The sequence below is a fragment of the Mycobacterium kansasii ATCC 12478 genome (assembly GCF_000157895.3).
Classification (GTDB): domain Bacteria; phylum Actinomycetota; class Actinomycetes; order Mycobacteriales; family Mycobacteriaceae; genus Mycobacterium; species Mycobacterium kansasii.
Window position 1 is genome coordinate 1,913,347 of sequence record NC_022663.1, and the last position, 17,755, is coordinate 1,931,101.

Annotated in this window: 14 protein-coding genes and 1 tRNA gene; 8 read left to right on the forward strand and 7 right to left on the reverse strand. The window is 67.3% G+C overall.

What is annotated here, in order from left to right; translation table 11 throughout:
- Window positions 1-40: 40 nt before the first annotated feature.
- The 3 genes from MKAN_RS08075 to mfd all read right to left on the reverse strand — a co-directional run bounded on the left by MKAN_RS08075 (window position 41) and on the right by mfd (window position 5,986).
- Complete coding sequence (locus MKAN_RS08075; RefSeq protein WP_023367080.1) at window positions 41-781, reverse strand: lytic transglycosylase domain-containing protein; 741 nt, start codon at window positions 779-781, stop codon at window positions 41-43.
- A gap of 367 nt (window positions 782-1,148) precedes the next feature.
- Window positions 1,149-2,273 (reverse strand): nucleoside triphosphate pyrophosphohydrolase, encoded by a 1,125-nt coding sequence (locus tag MKAN_RS08080; RefSeq protein WP_023367082.1) that lies wholly within the window; start codon window positions 2,271-2,273, stop codon window positions 1,149-1,151.
- On the reverse strand, window positions 2,270-5,986 hold the full coding sequence (gene mfd / locus MKAN_RS08085) for a transcription-repair coupling factor (RefSeq protein ID WP_023367084.1): 3,717 nt from the start codon (window positions 5,984-5,986) through the stop codon (window positions 2,270-2,272). Before mfd ends, MKAN_RS08080 begins: the two co-directional genes overlap by 4 nt.
- Window positions 5,987-6,093: 107 nt before the next feature.
- On the opposite strand from mfd, the gene lysA reads away from it, so the two are divergent.
- Window positions 6,094-7,434 (forward strand): diaminopimelate decarboxylase, encoded by a 1,341-nt coding sequence (lysA, locus tag MKAN_RS08090; protein ID WP_023367086.1) that lies wholly within the window; start codon window positions 6,094-6,096, stop codon window positions 7,432-7,434.
- 5 nt (window positions 7,435-7,439) lie between these two features.
- Here lysA and MKAN_RS08095 read toward each other — a convergent pair whose 3' ends face one another.
- Entirely contained in the window at window positions 7,440-8,033 is a 594-nt protein-coding gene (locus MKAN_RS08095; RefSeq protein ID WP_023367088.1) for a TetR/AcrR family transcriptional regulator, read from the reverse strand.
- A gap of 405 nt (window positions 8,034-8,438) precedes the next feature.
- Here MKAN_RS08095 and MKAN_RS08100 point away from each other — a divergent pair.
- From MKAN_RS08100 to pth, 7 genes are all read left to right on the forward strand, one after another.
- Window positions 8,439-8,510, forward strand: a tRNA-Gln gene (locus tag MKAN_RS08100).
- Window positions 8,511-8,585: 75 nt separating this feature from the next.
- Entirely contained in the window at window positions 8,586-10,070 is a 1,485-nt protein-coding gene (glmU, locus tag MKAN_RS08105; protein ID WP_023367090.1) for a bifunctional UDP-N-acetylglucosamine diphosphorylase/glucosamine-1-phosphate N-acetyltransferase GlmU, read from the forward strand.
- Between the two features lie 85 nt (window positions 10,071-10,155).
- Window positions 10,156-11,136, forward strand: a complete 981-nt coding sequence (locus tag MKAN_RS08110; RefSeq protein WP_023367092.1) for a ribose-phosphate diphosphokinase — start codon at window positions 10,156-10,158, stop codon at window positions 11,134-11,136.
- Window positions 11,137-11,493 carry an arsenate reductase (glutaredoxin) gene (gene arsC / locus MKAN_RS08115; RefSeq protein WP_023367094.1) on the forward strand — a complete coding sequence of 119 codons (357 nt, stop codon included), beginning with the start codon at window positions 11,137-11,139 and terminating at the stop codon, window positions 11,491-11,493.
- A 44-nt stretch (window positions 11,494-11,537) separates the two neighbouring features.
- Window positions 11,538-12,152, forward strand: a complete 615-nt coding sequence (locus MKAN_RS08120) for an LpqN/LpqT family lipoprotein (protein WP_042313466.1) — start codon at window positions 11,538-11,540, stop codon at window positions 12,150-12,152.
- Between the two features lie 169 nt (window positions 12,153-12,321).
- Window positions 12,322-12,975, forward strand: a complete 654-nt coding sequence (locus MKAN_RS08125) for a 50S ribosomal protein L25/general stress protein Ctc (RefSeq protein WP_023367098.1) — start codon at window positions 12,322-12,324, stop codon at window positions 12,973-12,975.
- A 12-nt stretch (window positions 12,976-12,987) separates the two neighbouring features.
- Window positions 12,988-13,569: an aminoacyl-tRNA hydrolase gene (gene pth / locus MKAN_RS08130; RefSeq protein ID WP_023367100.1), complete on the forward strand. Its 582-nt coding sequence runs from the start codon at window positions 12,988-12,990 to the stop codon at window positions 13,567-13,569.
- A 21-nt stretch (window positions 13,570-13,590) separates the two neighbouring features.
- Here pth and MKAN_RS08135 read toward each other — a convergent pair whose 3' ends face one another.
- From MKAN_RS08135 to MKAN_RS08145, 3 genes are all read right to left on the reverse strand, one after another.
- Window positions 13,591-14,412: a DUF302 domain-containing protein gene (locus MKAN_RS08135; protein WP_225722871.1), complete on the reverse strand. Its 822-nt coding sequence runs from the start codon at window positions 14,410-14,412 to the stop codon at window positions 13,591-13,593.
- A 343-nt stretch (window positions 14,413-14,755) separates the two neighbouring features.
- Window positions 14,756-16,390 (reverse strand): fatty acyl-AMP ligase, encoded by a 1,635-nt coding sequence (locus MKAN_RS08140; RefSeq protein WP_036393810.1) that lies wholly within the window; start codon window positions 16,388-16,390, stop codon window positions 14,756-14,758.
- Window positions 16,391-16,738: 348 nt separating this feature from the next.
- Window positions 16,739-17,701, reverse strand: coding sequence for a 4-(cytidine 5'-diphospho)-2-C-methyl-D-erythritol kinase (locus MKAN_RS08145; protein ID WP_023367105.1), 963 nt, complete (start codon window positions 17,699-17,701; stop codon window positions 16,739-16,741).
- Window positions 17,702-17,755: the final 54 nt, after the last annotated feature.

Here is a 17,755-nt window from a genome sequence, read left to right on the forward strand (position 1 = left end):
CCGCCCATTAGCGTAAAGCTTGGCTCGGCGCTTTATCCTGCTACAGCGGGTGACCCGCCGCGTAAGCGGTCGCCCAGTCCCGCACCGCCCGCGCGTAGACACCGGAGTTGTTGTAGGCGCGCAACGCAGTGATCCAGCCGCGCGGCGTCGCGAGATCCTTTCCGCGCCAGCACAAGTAACCTGCCGCCGAGAGTGCGGCATCGTCGATGTTGTCGGGACTGACAATGCCGTCGTTGTTGGCGTCGACCCCGTAGAGTCGCCAGGTCTCGGCGATGAACTGCATCGGCCCCATCGCGCGCTGCACCCCGTCTCCGTCGGAAGCGCCGTCGACGGTGCCGCGGTCGCTGTCCACGATGCGCAGCGTGCCGCCCGTGCCGTCGAGGCGAACACCACGAATGGGCGGAGTCACGTCACCGTTGGGCGCAATGGTCGCGCCGCGATAGGTGCCGTTATGGCTCTCGACCTGCCCGATACCGGCCAGCGTCGTCCACGCGATGTGGCACTTCGGGTTCTCGACCTCCGCGACGCGAGCGGCGTAGGCGTAGGCCTCGAGAGCGATGACCGGCATTTCCAGGGCCGGAGCACGTTGCTCGGCCCACTCTCGCAGCTGATCGGCGGGCCGGCCGCTGGCATACGTGTCCACCGGCGGCACCGGATCCCCCGGCGGCGGCGGCACACCGTCGGGAATGAACAAGCTGAGCTGCCAGGTGCAACTGGACGCCAACAGCATCGCGGTCGCCCCTATCACGGCGACCGCGCGCAACCAACGTCTCGGCGTCACACTGCTCCTTCGTGGCTCCTTGGGCTCTGTTGGGGGCTCCGTGTGTGGCTGTGCCCAGGCCCGACCGCCGCTTCCCTTACGTCCTATTCCGGTCTGCTGCTGCTGTGGTCATGATCATCGTCCCACGGGTTCGGAGCGTGCCCCTTCTGATTCACGGCTCAGCACCCGGACATGCCGTTCTTATGACGTAGACATCGGTTAGCTGGGAGCGTGTTTGGCTATCGCTGTTCCCGGTTTTGTTGGCAGCAAACGCATCTGTCGCAAACTTTGCGGTGATCGCTTGCCGTGGCTGGGCTCTGAGTGCTCGCAACGACCGAGCAAACCGGCCCGGCGTGGCCAAAAATCCTGTGTACCCGCGACAGGCGGCTCAGCGCCTGCCTTTGCGCTTCTTCGAGCCGCCGCGGGACTCCTTACCCGTTGCCGGGTCGGTTTCGGGGCTGGTTTCCAGTGCATCGTCCGCCTCGCCGGGCACATCCACTGTTTCGAAGACAGGTTCGGAGCCCAAGGCCGGCTCGTCCGTCTCGAGCGTCACCGCGGCTGGCGCCGCATCGACCAGCGAGGCACCGGATGGCCAGTGGGCCAGCCACTCTTCTGCGGTGATCGTGCCGATGGGCGTCACGTCGAGTTCCTCGGCAACACTGTCGCCACGGCGCGCGGCCGCAATCGCCTTCTCGGCGCTGCGGACCTGGTCGATAAAGTCCAAAATAGCTGCGCGCAAGGAATTTTCCGCATCAACCTCGGCCGAAACACGGATCGAGGTGATGCCCGACGGGATCAGCTGCGGAGGTAGGCCCGCCTTGCTGACCCGCTGAATGACCTTCTGCGCCAAAGCTAACGCCGGCTGACCGGTATGGACCTCGTCCAAAACGGAGTTCCGGGACTTCTCGGCCGCCTTCCGCTCTTCCCACTGAGCCATCTGCTCGTGCAGCGAAATCTCTTGCCCGGCAAGAACTCCCGGTGCACGATTAGCCAGCTTGCGGATCAGCGTGTCGGCGACGTCGTCGATGGTGAACGGAAGCAGCGCCGCGTCTTCGGCGATGCGAGCATGGAAAAGCACCTGCAGCAGCAAGTCACCGAGTTCCTCGCGCAGCTGGTTCACATCGCCCCTGTGCACCGCGTCGAGCAGCTCGTAAGTCTCCTCCAACAGGTAGCGGCGCAGCGAGTTGTGGGTCTGCTCGCTTTCCCACGGTCCGTCGGTGCGAAGTTTGTCCATCATGGCCACGGCGTCGAGCAGTCGTTCCCCGCGCCGGCGATCCGGTACCGAGATCAGCCGAGCCCCGCCGGCCAGTCGTGCCGCCACGGCCGGATGGTTGGGATCGGATGACAGCAACACCGGTGCGTCGGCTCCCATGTGCACCGGGTGCGCGTCGCGCAGCGACCACGGCACCGCGACCGGCATCTCCTCGGTGTATTGCACCGGGCCACCGAGCAACTCGATGGCTTCGACGGGCACCAGCGACGGGCGGCGCGGGTCGACCAGGACGACAATCATCGCGCTCGTCGCTCCTTACTCGACACGGGGCGGTCCGCGTCGTCGCCGGACGAACTCGTTATACCAATATCTTTCTGCGGTATGCCGGCCAGCGCCGTCACCAGGTCGGCGACCATCTGCACCAATTCGACATCTCGGATGCGCGGCGCACCGATACCGCCGGCACGTGGAATCGGGACCTGCACGGTAGCCGTCGTCGCACGGTAATGCGCCCCCGGGTACATCCGTTTGAGGCGAACTTGGGCGGAATCGGGCAGTGTCATCGGTGCGAGGCGCACGGTTGCCGCCGACGGGGCCGACACCTCGGTGATGCCGGAATCGCGGCACAGCAGGCGCAACCGCGCCACCGCCACCAGTCGGCGGGCGGGTTCGGGCAGCGGCCCGTAGCGGTCGTTGAGCTCTTCGACGACGGCCGCGACCTCGTTGTCGGACGAGGCGGCGGCCAGCCGCCGATAGGCCTCCAAACGCAGGCGGTCGCTGCCGATGTAGTCCGGCGGCAGGTGCGCGTCGACCGGCAGGTCGATCCGCAGGTCCTTGGGCTCCTCGGCAGTGGTTACCGTCTTGCCGTCGGCAGCGGCCCGGTACGCCTCGACGGCCTCACCGACCAACCGCACGTACAGGTCGAACCCGACGCCGGCCACATGCCCGGACTGCTCGACGCCCAGCACATTGCCCGCCCCCCGGATCTCGAGGTCCTTCAAAGCCACCGCCATGCCCGCGCCGAGCTCGTTGTTCTGGGCGATGGTGGCCAGCCGGTCGTAGGCCGTCTCGGTCAGCGGTGCCTGCGGCGGATAGAGGAAGTAGGCGTAGCCGCGCTCCCGGCTGCGGCCGACCCGGCCGCGCAGCTGGTGCAGCTGGGACAGGCCGAAGGTGTCGGCGCGCTCGACGATGAGCGTGTTGGCGTTGGAGATGTCCAGGCCGGTCTCCACGATCGTCGTGCACACCAGGATGTCGTACTCGCGGTTCCAGAAGCCCTGCACGGTGCGTTCCAGCAGCTCCTCGGGCATCTGTCCATGCGCCACCACCACCCGCGCCTCGGGCACCAGCTCACGGACGTGGGCCGCGGCGCGGTCGATGGAGCTGACCCGGTTGTGCACGTAGAAGGCTTGCCCGTCGCGTAACAGCTCACGCCGCAGCGCCGCCGCAACCTGCTTGTCGTCGTGCGGTCCGACGTAGGTCAGCACCGGATAGCGCTCTTCGGGCGGGGTCAGGATGGTCGACATCTCGCGGATGCCGGCCAGGCTCATCTCCAGGGTGCGCGGGATCGGGGTGGCGCTCATGGTCAGCACGTCGACGTGGGTGCGCATCGACTTGATGTGCTCCTTGTGCTCGACGCCGAACCGCTGCTCCTCGTCGACCACCACCAGGCCCAGGTCCTTCCAGCGCACGCCGGTCTGCAGCAGCCGGTGGGTGCCGATCACGATGTCCACCGACCCGTCGGCCAGGCCGTCGATCACGGTGCGCGATTCGGCGGCGTCGGTGAACCGAGACAGACCCTTGACGGTGACCGGGAACCCGGACATTCGCTGCGCGAAGGTTTGCAGATGCTGGTCGGCGAGCAGCGTGGTGGGCACCAGCACCGCTACCTGTTTGCCGTCCTGAACGGCCTTGAACGCCGCCCGCACCGCGATCTCGGTCTTGCCGTAGCCGACGTCGCCGCAGATCACCCGGTCCATCGGGATCGGCTTTTCCATGTCGGCCTTGACCTCTTGGATCGCGGTGAGCTGGTCGACGGTCTCGGTGAACCCGAACGCGTCCTCCATCTCGGCCTGCCACGGAGTATCCGGCGCGAACGCATGCCCGGAGCTGGCCTGCCGTTTGGCGTACAGCGAGACGAGTTCGCCGGCGATCTCGCGAACCGCCCGGCGTGCCTTGGTCTTGGTGTTGGCCCAGTCGCTGCCGCCCAGCCGGCTCAGCGCCGGCGCCTGTCCGCCGACATACCGGGACAGCTGGTCCAGCGAATCCATCGGGACATACAGCTTGTCTGTGCTGTTTTGGCCACCGCGCTTGCTCGACGCGTACTCGAGCACCAGGTACTCGCGCCGGGCGCCGCCGACCGTGCGTTCGACCATCTCGACGAACCGGCCGATGCCGTGCTGATCGTGCACCACCAGGTCGCCGGCCGTCAGCGCCAGCGGGTCCACGGTGTTGCGCCGCTTGGCGGCCAGGCGCTTGCCCTCGGCCGCGGTGACCCTGCTGCCGGTGAGATCGGATTCGGTGACCACGACCAGGTCAGCGCCGGGTACGACGCCCGGTACCACGATGCCGTCATGCAGCGGACCCTTGAAGACCCCGACCAGGCCGAGTTTGGGTGTGGCGCCCGGGTCGAGCATGGCGGCGGGGATGTCGGATTCGGTCAGCCGCTCCACCATCCGATGCGCGGTACCGGTCCCCGGCGCGACCATCACCGCATACCCGCCGGTCGACACGTGCGCACGCAACATCGCAAAGATTCCGTCGATATCGCGCTGATGCCCACGCGCCGACGGTGACGGCCGGACGTCCAGTTCAAGAACCGCCTCGCCGGACAGCTGGCTCAGCGTCCACCACGGGTGGCCGGACCCGGTGGCCGCCGTGTGCACCTCGTCCAGCTCGGCAAAGCCCGATCCGCCAAGCTGCTCGACGTCGACCGGAGCCTGATTTTCCGGACCGGATCCCAGTGCGGCCACCGACCATGACGCCTCCAGAAATTCACGCCCGGTCTTGATCAGGTCGGCCGCCCGGGTCCGGATTTTCTCCGGGTCGCACAACAACACCGGGGTGCCCTCGGGCAGCTGGTCGGTCAGCAACGTGTGGGCCCCGTTTGCCCCATCTTGCGCGGGATGCAGCACCGGCAGCAGCGCCTCCATCCCGTCGACCGGGATGCCCTCGGCCAGCTTGGCCAGCATGTCGGAGACGCTGCCGGTCACCGCGTTCTCGGCGGCCGGGTGCTGCGCGGCCAATTCGGCGGCCCGCACCCGCACGTCGTCGGTCAGCAGCAGCTCACGGCAGGCGACCGCGACCAGCGTGTCAACCTCGATCTCCGGAATGGAACGCTGATCGGCCACCGAGAACATCCGCATTTCGGTGATCTCGTCGCCCCAGAATTCGACCCGCACCGGATGCTCGGCGGTCGGAGCGAAGACGTCGAGAATCCCGCCGCGTACGGCGAACTCGCCGCGGCGGCCCACCATGTCCACGCGGGTGTAGGCCAATTCGACCAACCGCGCGATCACCCCGTCGAAGTCGATCTCCTGACCCACACTCAAGGCGAGCGGTTCTTGACGACCCAGCTGCGGCGTCATCGGCTGCAGCAATGAGCGCACCGCGGTCACCACCACCCGTAACGACGGGCCCAGCCTGGCGTCGTCGGGATAAGCCAGCCGGCGCAGCACCAGCAGCCGAGCGCCCACGGTGTCGACACCCGGGGAGAGTCGCTCATGCGGCAGCGTCTCCCACGACGGAAACACCGCGACCGCGCCGCCGAGAACACCCTGTAGTTCCGCGGTCAGGTCGTCGGCCTCGCGACCGGTGGCAGTGACCACCAGCAACGGACCCAGCCGCGCCAGCGCGCTGGCGACGAACAGGCGCGCACTAGCCGGCCCTACCAGCGTCAAGTCGTCAGGTCGATCGGAGGCGCGCGCAATCAGCTGTTGGAAGGTTGGCGCGGCCAGCGCCAATTCGACGAGCCCCGCGATCGGGGTATCTGGGCTAGCAGCCCCCGGTGCGGTCATGATGCGGCCATTCTAGGGCGCAGCCGATTCGTCAAAATCGAGCCTGCCGCCGTCAAGAATGCGTAAGGACCCCGATACCGGCCCCGGCGCCGGCACATCGTGGAGCCATGACCCTGCTCGACCTGCTACCGTCCATCGGGCACGCGGCACCGCGGCGGTTCGACCCCGCGATCTGGCCGACCACCGCCAGCTCCGACGAGGACGGCCGGCTGTGCACCGGCGGCGTGCCGCTCGCCGACATCGCCGACGAGTTCGGCACCCCCGCCTACGTGATCGACGAAACCGACTTCCGCCACCGCGCCCGTCGCTACCGCGCGGTGTTGCGGGACGTCGAGGTCGTCTATGCCGGGAAGTCGTTGCTGACCACCGCGGTGGCACGCTGGGCCCGCGAAGAGGGACTCGGCATCGGCGTCTGCTCACCCGGCGAGCTGGCCGTCGCCCTGGCCGGTGGCGTGGACCCGTCACGCATGGTCATGCACGGCAATGCCACCTCGCCCGACGAGCTGCGCGACGCCGTGGCCGTCGGTGTCGGGCGCCTGGTCCTGGATTCCAGCCTCGGCATCGCCTACCTGGCCGGACTGGCGCGCTGGCGCCAGCGGGTGCTCATCCGGGTGACCCCCGATGTCGATGTTCACGGCCACCGGGCGGTCACCACCGGTATCAGCGACCCGACCTGCGGGTTCACCCTCACCGGCGGCCATGCCGCCGACGCGGTAAGGGCGGTGCTGGCGCATCCCATCCTCGACCTGATCGGACTGCACTGCCAGCTGGGCCCACAGGTCAGCGACCCGGCCCGCTACGGCGAAGCGATCCGCCGCCTGATCGCGGCAATGGCCGACATCCGGGCACACCACGGCGTCATCCTCACCGAACTCAATATCGGCGGCGGCCACGCCGTCCCCTACCTGCGCGGGGACCCCGAACTCGACCTCGCCGAGTTGGCCGGCGTCATCGAAGACGCGCTGGACGAAGCCTGCGCCGCCGAACACTTCCCGCGCCCGGCCGTCGTCGTAGAGCCCGGTCGCGCTATCAGCGCGCGGGCCGGCGTCACGCTCTACCGCGTCTGCTCGGTGAAGACCCGGCCGAACGGCCACACCGTGGTCGCAGTGGACGGCGGAAGGAGCGACAATCCGCGGGTGGCGCTGGACGGCGCACAGTACACGGTCGCCCTGGCCAACCGGCATGGCCTGGGCGTCAAGCGGTCCGTCACCGTGGCGGGCCGGCATTGCGGCGCCGGCGACGAGATCGCCCGCAATGTCGAGCTGCCGTCGGATATCCATGCGGGCGACCTGCTCGCGGTGGCGTGTACCGGCTCCTATCACCACAGCATGGCGTCGAACTACACCATGGTCGGGCGGCCGCCGCTGGTGGCAGTCAACGGCGGCCGGGCCCGGGAGCTGGTTCGCCGCGAAACGATCGCCGACCTGTTGTCACGCGATTGCGGGTAACGGGCCTACTCCCCCTGCAGCTGGGGATCGGCCTCGAGATGGGTCAGGCCATTCCAGACCAGGTTGACCAGGTGGGCGGCGACGACTTCCTTCTTGGGTTCCCGCGCGTCGAGCCACCATTGCGCGGTCATCGACACCGAACCGACCAACGCCTGGGCGTATAGCGGCGCCAGGTCCGGGTCCAGGCCCCGCCGAGCGAAGTCACCGGCCAGGATGGAGCTGACCTGGCTGACGGCGTCGTTGAGCAGGCTGGAGTAGGTGCCCGAACTGATCGACGCCGGCGAGTCGCGGATCATGATGCGAAAGCCGTCGGTACGTTCCTCGACATAGGTCAGCAGGGCCAACGCGACCCGCTCGACACGCACCCGGGAGCGGTTGTTGGTCAGCGACGAGGTGATGCCGTCCAGCAGCGCCTGCATCTCCCGGTCGACGACCACCGCGTACAGGCCCTCCTTGCCGCCGAAATGCTCGTAGACAACCGGTTTGGAGACGTTGGCGCGTTGCGCGATTTCCTCGATCGAGGTTCCGTCGTAGCCGCGTTCGGCGAACAACGTTCGGGCGATGCCGATAAGTTGGTGCCGGCGTTCGCTGCCGGTCATCCGGGCGCGCGGCGCCCGCGTTTCCCTTTCCGGCTCCTTTTCGGGAACAGCCACGTCAATTAGGGTATCCGGTCGGGCGGGGGTTAGCCGTGTCAAGCGTGCATGGAGGGCTTCGACTGTGAGCTGAGGGCTTTGAGCGTGCGTCGAGGGTGTCGGGCGTGCGTCAGGGGCGCCGAGCGTGAGCTGACGGCGCCGAGCGTGCGTCGAGGGCGCCGAGTGTGAGCTGACGGCGCCGACTGTGCGTCAGGGGCCGCCGGAGCCGTGATTTTGCCGCCCTATTCGCACACCCGAGGCCACAACTTCACAATCGTTTCGACAATCGACGCCGGGGGCTCCGGAGTCGATCCGCTTAACGTTAGAGTCTCATGGTGGTGAGCGGGCAAAATGCTCGCCATCGACCGGCAATCCGTCGTGGTGTAATCGGCAGCACATCAGATTTTGGTTCTGAGAGTTCAGGTTCGAGTCCTGGCGACGGAGCGTGGCTCCCGGGATCTTCCCAAGATCGTTGCCGCGAGCGTGCGCGTTCGCGAGCGCGACACGTAAGGAGGGTCGATGACGTTTCGTGGCGACACCGCGGTCCTGGTCCTCGCGGCCGGACCGGGCACCCGGATGCGGTCTGACACCCCCAAGGTGCTGCACACCCTGGGCGGGCGCAGCATGCTGGCGCACTCTCTGCACGCGATGACCAAGCTGGCGCCGCAGCATCTGGTCGTGGTGCTCGGCCACGATCACCAGCGCATCTCGCCGCTGGTCGCCGAGCTGGCCCAGACCCTGGGGCGCACCATCGACGTGGCACTACAAGACCGGCCGCTGGGTACCGGGCATGCCGTGCAATGCGGCCTGTCGGCACTGCCCGACGATTACGCCGGCATCGTGGTCGTCGCCTCCGGCGATACGCCACTGCTGGACGCGGACACGCTGGCCGATCTGATCGCCACCCACAGCGCGGCAACCCCCCAGGGCAAGGCCGCGGTCACGGTGCTGACCACGACGCTCAGCGACCCGCACGGCTACGGCCGCATTCTGCGGACCCAGGACAACGAGGTGATGGCGATCGTCGAGCAAACCGACGCGACCCCCTCACAGCGCGGCATCCGCGAGGTCAACACCGGCGTCTACGCCTTCGACATCACCGCTCTGCGGTCTGCCCTGAGCCGACTGAGCTCCGACAATGCTCAGCAGGAGCTGTACCTGACCGATGTCATCGCCATCCTGCGCCGCGACGGGCACACCGTAAGTGCCCGCCACGTCGACGACAGTGCGCTGGTGGCCGGCGTCAACAACCGCGTCCAACTGGCACAACTGGGCGCCGAGCTCAACCGCCGGATCGTGGCCGCGCACCAAATGGCCGGCGTCACCGTCATCGACCCCACCACCACGTGGATCGACGTCGACGTCGCGATCGGGCGCGATACCGTCATCCACCCCGGCACCCAGCTGCTGGGCCGAACCCAGATCGGCGGCCACTGCGTCATAGGTCCGGACACCACCTTGACCGACGTCACCGTCGGCGACAGCGCCACGGTGATCCGAACGCACGGCACATCGTCATCGATCGGCGACGGGGCCACGGTCGGCCCCTTCAGCTATCTACGGCCCGGCACCGTGCTGGGAGCCGACGGCAAATTGGGCGCTTTCGTGGAAGTCAAGAACTCCACCATCGGCACCGGCACCAAAGTTCCGCACCTGACCTACGTCGGCGATGCCGACATCGGCGAGCACAGCAATATCGGCGCGTCCAGCGTGTTCGTCAACTACGACGGCACCGCCAAGCAGCGCACCACAATCGGCTCGCATGTTCGCACCGGTTCGGACACCATGTTCGTGGCACCCGTGACGGTCGGTGACGGCGCCTACACCGGGGCCGGCACAGTCGTCCGCGAGGATGTGCCCCCGGGGGCGCTGGCGGTGTCCGCGGGTCCGCAACGCAATATCGAGAACTGGGTGCAGCGCAAACGGCCCGGAACTGCGGCGGCTCAGGCAGCAGAAGCCGCCGAAAAGGCCGGGCGGAATTCCGAAGGCAACCAGACAGCGTGAATCAGGGTGCCGGCTACCCGGCAGCACCTCCAGGCCCCGTACGATAAGTCATCCATTTCGATCCCGATACGGCGAGGGCAGCGCGTTGAGCCACGACTGGACCGACAATCGCAAAAACCTGATGCTCTTCAGCGGCCGCGCCCATCCGGAGCTGGCCGAGCAGGTCGCCAAGGAACTCGACGTCCATGTCACCGCGCAGGACGCGCGGGAGTTCGCCAACGGCGAGATCTTCGTGCGCTTCAACGAATCGGTGCGCGGCTGCGACGCATTCGTCCTGCAGTCCTGCCCGGCCCCGGTGAACACCTGGCTGATGGAACAGCTGATCATGATCGACGCGCTCAAGCGGGGCAGCGCCAAGCGGATCACCGCGGTCATGCCGTTCTACCCCTACGCCCGCCAGGACAAGAAGCACCGCGGCCGTGAGCCGATCTCGGCGCGGCTGGTCGCCGACCTGCTCAAAACCGCCGGCGCCGACCGCATCGTGACCGTCGACCTACACACCGACCAGATCCAGGGCTTCTTCGACGGACCGGTCGACCACATGCGCGGCCAGAACCTGCTGACCGGCTACATCAGGGACAACTATCCCGACGGCAACATGGTGGTGGTCTCCCCCGACTCGGGCCGGGTGCGCATCGCCGAGAAGTGGGCCGACGCATTGGGCGGCGTCCCGCTGGCCTTCATTCACAAGACCCGCGACCCGCGCGTCTCCAACCAGGTGGTGTCCAACCGGGTGGTGGGTGAAGTCTCCGGCCGCACCTGTGTGCTCATCGACGACATGATCGACACCGGCGGCACCATCGCCGGCGCCGTACAGCTGTTACACAACGACGGCGCCGCCGACGTGATCATCGCGGCCACCCATGGCGTGCTGTCCGACCCGGCCGCCGAGCGGCTGGCGGCATGCGGCGCCCGCGAGGTGATCGTCACCAACACGCTTCCCATCACCGAGCAGAAGCGTTTCCCCCAGCTGACGGTCTTGTCCATCGCGCCGCTGCTGGCCAGCACCATCCGCGCGGTCTTCGAAAACGGCTCAGTTACAGGGCTTTTCGACGGAGACGCGTAGATGCCCGCGGCCGCAGGGGAATCCGTCATCTACCACAACCCCAGGTGCAGCACCTCCCGCAAGACGCTGGAGTTGTTGCGCGACAACAACCTCGAGCCCGTCATCGTCGAATATCTGAAAACCCCGCCGTCCCGGGAACAGCTGGTGCAGCTGATCCGAGACGCCGGCATCGAGCTACGGACCGCGGTACGCAAACGCGAACCGCTCTACACCGAACTCAACCTCGCCGACGCCACCGATGACGAACTGCTCGACGCCATGGCCGAGCACCCCATCCTGATCGAACGGCCTTTTGTGGTCACCTCGAAGGGCACCCGGCTGGCTCGGCCGGTCGACGCCGTTCGCGAGATTCTGTGATCGCTCGCCGGCGCAACACGGCCGTCGTCGCCATCGCGGTGGTGATGTCATCGGTCGCCTGCTCCCCGGCGAAACCCCCGGACTTTCAGTCCATCTTGACGACGGGTGTGACCACCAGCACGCTGACTACGACGGCACGGCCGGTTCCGCTGTCGAAGTACCTGGAAAGCATCGGGGTCAGCGGAGAACAGGTTGCGCCGAGCAAACTGAGCGGTCTGACGGTGTCCATTCCGACACCACCGGGCTGGTCGCCGTACAGCGGGCCCAAGATCTCCCCGGAGACGGTGATCATCTCCAAAGGCGGCAAGTATCCGACGGCCAGGCTGGTGGTGTTCAAGCTGCGCGGAGACTTCAATCCCGCCGACGTAGCCAGGCGCGGCAACGAAGACGCCCAACTGTTCGACAACTTCAAGCAACTGGACGCCTCGACGGCAGACTTCAACGGCTTTCCGTCGTCGATGATGCAAGGCAGCTACGACCTCGACGGCACGCGGTTACATAGCTGGAACCGGGTCGTCGTGCCCACCGGGCCACCGCCGGACAATCAGCGGTATCTGGTTCAGCTCACGATCACCAGCCTGGCCACCGAGGCGGCCGCGAATGCGCCCGACATCGAGGCGATCATCCGCGGTTTCGTGGTAGCAGTGAAGTCGCGGTGATGACGCGAGGGCAGGCGAATTTCCCCTCTGCTGTGCCGATGCGCTAACCTGGCCGGGCGTCACGGCGAGGGTGCGAAAGACCAGCACCGTTATCGACGGAGACCGACACTTTCGTCGCGATCCTTGCCGTGCCCTATGACTTGGGTTCAGAGCACACAGGAGCGACACAATGGCCAAGGCTGCAGTCAACCAACTGAAGGTCACGGTACGGACCGCGACGGGCAAGGGCGCGTCCCGGCGAGCCCGCCGCGACGGCAGGATTCCGGCAGTCCTCTACGGCCACGGCGCCGAACCCCAGCACTTGGAGCTGCCCGGACACGACTTCGCCGCGGTGCTGCGGCATTCGGGCACCAACGCGGTGCTGACCCTGGACATCGCCGGGAAGGAGCAGCTGGCGCTGACCAAAGCGCTGGACATCCACCCGATCCGCCGCACCATTCAGCACGCCGACCTGCTGGTGGTCCGGCGCGGTGAGAAGGTCGTCGTCGAGGTCGCCGTCGTGGTGGAAGGCGAGGCCGCGTCGGGCACGCTGGTGACCCAGGAAGCCAACGCCATCGAGATCGAGGCGGAGGCGCTGTCGATTCCCGAGCACCTGACCGTGTCGGTCGAGGATGCGGAGCCCGGCACCCAGTTCACCGCGGGGAAGATCGCGCTGCCACGGGGCGTCAACTTGATCTCCGACCCGGAATTGCTGGTGGTGAACGTGGTGAACGCGCCGACGGCCGAAGATCTCGCCGAAGAGGGCGCAGGAGAGGTTGCCGAAGCCGCGGTAGCCGAAGAAGAGGCTGGCGAAGCCGAACCCGCCGCAGAAAAGTCCGAGTAGGCGGCTCACGACGTGGCCGAGCCGTTCCTGGTCGTCGGCCTCGGGAACCCCGGAGACACCTACGCGCGCACCCGGCACAATCTCGGGTTCATGGTTGCCGACCTGTTGGCTGCGCGGTTGGGCTCGAAATTCAAGGGGCACAAGCGTTCCGGGGCCGAAGTCGTCACCGGCCGGCTGGCGGGACGCGCGGTGGTGCTGGCCAAGCCGCGCTGCTACATGAACGAGTCGGGCCGCCAGGTGGGCCCGCTGGCCACGTTCTACTCGGTGGCGCCGGCCGACATCGTCGTCATCCACGACGACCTCGACCTGGACTTCGGTCGCATCCGGCTCAAACTCGGTGGCGGCGAGGGCGGCCACAACGGGCTGCGCTCGGTGGCGGCTGCATTGGGCACCAAGGACTTTCAGCGGGTGCGTATCGGCATCGGCCGTCCGCCCGGACGCAAGGACCCCGCGGCGTTCGTCTTGGAGAACTTCACCACCGCCGAACGTGCCGAAGTCCCGACCATCTGCGAGCAGGCGGCAGACGCCACCGAGTTGCTCATCGAAATGGGACTGGAGACCGCGCAAAATCGGGTCCATGCCTGGCAGGGGTGATCCGCGTCGGGCGGATCGCTTTTAGTGCGTCGCCGCCGCGGCGTCGGCGACCGCGCGGATTGCCTGCGACACCTGCTGCCCGACGTCGGCGCGAGCCGGGTCGACCACGCTGAACAGCGGTGCCGGGTCGAAGTAGCTGATGTGCGCCGGTCCGCGGCTCTCCGCCCAGACCTGCATGCGTACCGGAACCACCGCGCCGATCGCTTGCGTGGCGCCGAAGAGCGTCTTGCCGATCTGCGGATTACCGACGAAGAAGCTATGCGACCGCTGCAACTGCAATCCGATCGCCTCGAGCCTGCTGGCCTGGTTCACGTCGCCGAGGACGGTCATGCCGTTCTGGTCGGCAGCCGTGTGCAACGCGCCAATCGTCCCTTCGAACGAACTCGACGTGTCGACGGTGATGAATGTGGTGTCGACCTTCGTTACCTGAGGGGTTGCCTGAGGTGCGGCGCCGGCGCCCACCGCGGCTTCGGCGATGGTGCGGACCGACTGGGATATCTGCTGACCGGCATCGCCGAGAGCCGGGTCGACGGCGGTAAACTCCGGGGCCGGGTCGAAGTAGCTGATATGGGCCGGACCGTCGCCGTCCACCCAGACGTGCACGCGTACCGGGATGACCGCGCCGATCGCTTGCGTGGCGTCGAAAAACGTCTTACCGATCCGCGGATTGCCGACAAAGAAGCTATGCGCCCCCGGCAATTGCAGCCCGGTAGCCGCCAGCACCGCATCCTGGTTGAGGTCGCCGACGATCATCATCCCGTTGTCGGCGGCCGCCTTCTGCAGTGCATCGACGGTAGCTTCGAATTTCTGGTTCGAGGTATAGCTGATGAAGCTTGTCGACACGGTGCGCGGCTGGCTTGAAACACTGCTCGTAGCAGGCGAATTCGTTGATTGCGGAGCGCTGTTCTTGGTGCTGCTGCACGCCGCCGCGGTCAGCGCCACGACGGAAAGGCCAGCGGCAACTCGCGTCATCAGTGATTGCGAGGCGAACAACATGGGCACTGCTCCCTTCGGTTTTCGATGGGGCCGGCTGTTCGGCACGCAGCGCTCCGCAGCGGTCACACATCATTCGGGCCACCCACGATCGGTTGGCAAGACCATTCCACCACTGGCATCCGCGAGCAGACGCAAAATCGCCCAATTTCCTTGGGAAATGGGCGATTTTGTGTCTGCTCGCGACCGAAAGCTAGGTGACGAGGGTGACCGAATTGGCTCGTCGCAGCTTGCCCGACGGCGTCTTCGGGATGGTGCCCGGACCGAGAACCACGACGTTGCGCGGACGCACGTCCACCTCGGCGACCACCTCGTGGGCCACTTGGTGCTCGATGCGGCGAACCTCGGCGGGGTCCTCGAAAGCGTTCGACTCGACCGCCACCGCGAAAGTCTCGCGCGAGTGGCCGGCGTCGAGCCGCACCGCCACCGCACAACCCGGACGTACCCCCTCGACCCGGCCGGCAGCCCGCTCGATATCGGTCGGATAGATATTGCGGCCGGCCATGATGATGACGTCCTTGACGCGGCCACAGACGACGACGTGGCCATTCTCCATCCGGTAGCCGAGGTCGCCGGTGTCATACCAGCCCTGCGCGTCCTGCGCCGGGATGAATCCCCCCATCGTGATGTAGCCGGGTGTCACCGACTCGCCCCGCAGCTCGATCACCCCGACGCCGCGCGGCGGCAGGATGTTGCCGTCCTCGTCGACGATGCGGGCCTCGATCCCCTGCAGCAGCGGGCCCAGCGAGGCCAGCCGGCGGGTGTTGCCCTTGGTGGCCGGCACCGCGCGCCGCAGCGCGGCCAACAGGTCGGCGTCCACTTCGTCGACCACCAGGCCGGCGCCGCACTCGGAGAACGCCACCGCGAGCGTGATCTCGGCCATGCCGTAGGCCGGCAGGATGGCCTGCGGCCTGAGCCCGAACGGCGCACCAGCTTGGCACAGGTCCTCGACGTCGGCCGGCTCGACCGGCTCGGCGCCCGACAGCGCGAAGCGCAGCGAGGACAGGTCGAACTGGCCGGGCTTGGCCTGCTTGCGCAGCCGCTTGGCGAACAGCGAATAAGCGAAGTTGGGCGCCGCGGTCATGGTGCCGCCGTACTTGTCGATCAGCTTGGCCCACAGCAGCGTGTCGCGCATGAAGTCCATCGGGGTGACTTTGACCAGCTCACCGCCGAAGTACATCGGCACGGTCAAGAAGCCGATCATCCCCATGTCGTGGAACAACGGCAACCAGCTGACCATGACGTCGGTGTCTTCGTTGTACTCGGCGCTGATGTACATCGCCTCGAGATTGGCGAACAGGTTGCGGTGGGTGATCTGAACAGCTTTCGGGGAGCCGGTCGAACCCGACGTCAGCTGCATCAACGCCAGGTCGTCCTCGTCGGTCTCGATCGGGTCGACAGGGTCCGACGCCAGCAGCTGCTCGACGGTGAGCACCTTGATGCCCCGCTCTTGCAGCACCGGAGCGGCGGCCATGAACGGGTCGGAGATGATGACCGCCTTGGCCTCGATCATGTCGACCACGGTGGTCGTGTCCTCGGCCCACAACGCGAGGTCGGTGCGTGGGGTGGGCTGGTGCAGCATGGTCAGGCTGGCGCCGCGCATCCACAGCCCCTGGGCGGTCGGGGCGATCTCCACCGGCGCGCCGGCCAGCACACCGACCGCGTCGCCGTGGCCGACGCCGACGGCCGCCAAACCGCCGGCTATCCGCCGCGCCCGTTCGTGGACTTCACCCCAGGTGTGCCGAACCGGGGTGTGGGGTTCACCGGTCACCATGCCCTTCGCGCTCTGACGGGCGTTGCGGAACATCTTGTCGGTAAACCTGCTCAAAGCATCCTCCTCGGTTCCGGGCCGGGGGTCCGGGTTCTTATGTTCCGCCTGCTGGACGGCACTTGGTAGCAGGCGCGCGCACACAGTTGGGGAGCAGTTAGGTCTCGGTTCGGTGATGAGCTGACGATCCAACGCCGGACCGCACGATGCGCAAGAGCGTGGCCCGATATCCGGGCCTGCCTGGACCGAAGGCGGTTCGCAGACCGCCCGGCGCGTTGCCCGGCGGACGACGAAATCGCATTCCCTTGCTTACCGCTAGCCGTCACCGCCGATTATCTTAAGCAACTCTTAAGTAACTGCCAAACTCTTAGGGCGTTTGAGGCGGATTTCACAGCGAAGTCACACCGGTTATTCGGGGGTCACCGGAGCCGGGACCACCCGGGCGCCCGGCACCGGTCCGGTGGCCACTCGCACGGTGCGGCACACCCCCGCCCCCGACAGCTGCGCGCCCACGTCGATCGCGGACTCCGCCGAGGCACACAGAAACGCACACGTCGGACCCGAACCCGACACGATGCCGGCCAGCGCACCGGCCTCCACACCTGCCCGCAGCGCCCGACGCAGCGCCGGGTCCAGGCTTACCGCGGCCGCCTGCATTTCGTTACCCAGCAGCGGCGCCAGCTGCTGCGGATCGCCCGCGGCCAGCGCTGCCAGCACCGGTCCGGGTTCGCCGAGGCGCGGCGGGTCGCCCACCTCGCGGAGTCGGTCGAGCTCGGTGAATACCGCCGGCGTGGACAGCCCGCTGTGTGCGAACGTCAGCACCCAATGGAAGGTGTTGCGGGACAGCACCGTTGCCAGCTCCTCACCGCGGCCGGTGCCCAGCGCGGTACCGCCGTGCAGCGCAAACGGCACATCGCTGCCCAGCCGCTCGGCGAGCAGGCGCAGGTCGCGGCGAGGCAGGCTGAGTTCCCACAGGGCATTCATCGCGACCAGCACGGCAGCCGCGTCGGCGCTGCCGCCCGCCATTCCCCCGGCCACCGGGATGGATTTCTCGATGAGAATCGACACATCCGGTGCCCGGCCCACATGTTCGGCCATCAGCTCGGCCGCCTGCCAGGCGAGATTGCGTTCGTCGACGGGCAGCTCGTGCGCCCCCTCGCCGACGAGCTCCAGCGACAGCACATCGGCATTGCGGACCGTCACCTCGTCGACCAGCGAGACGGCATGAAACACCGTCGTCAGCTCGTGGTAGCCGTCGCCACGGCGGTCGCCGACCGCAAGGTATAGGTTCACCTTGCCGGGCACCCGTACGGTGACCGACCCGGTGGGCACCCACAACTCAGCGGTGTTGCCGTCCGACGCCCTGACCACCGCAGCAGACTATCGCTGTAACCGTCGAACCACACGCAACGGCGCCCGGCGGCT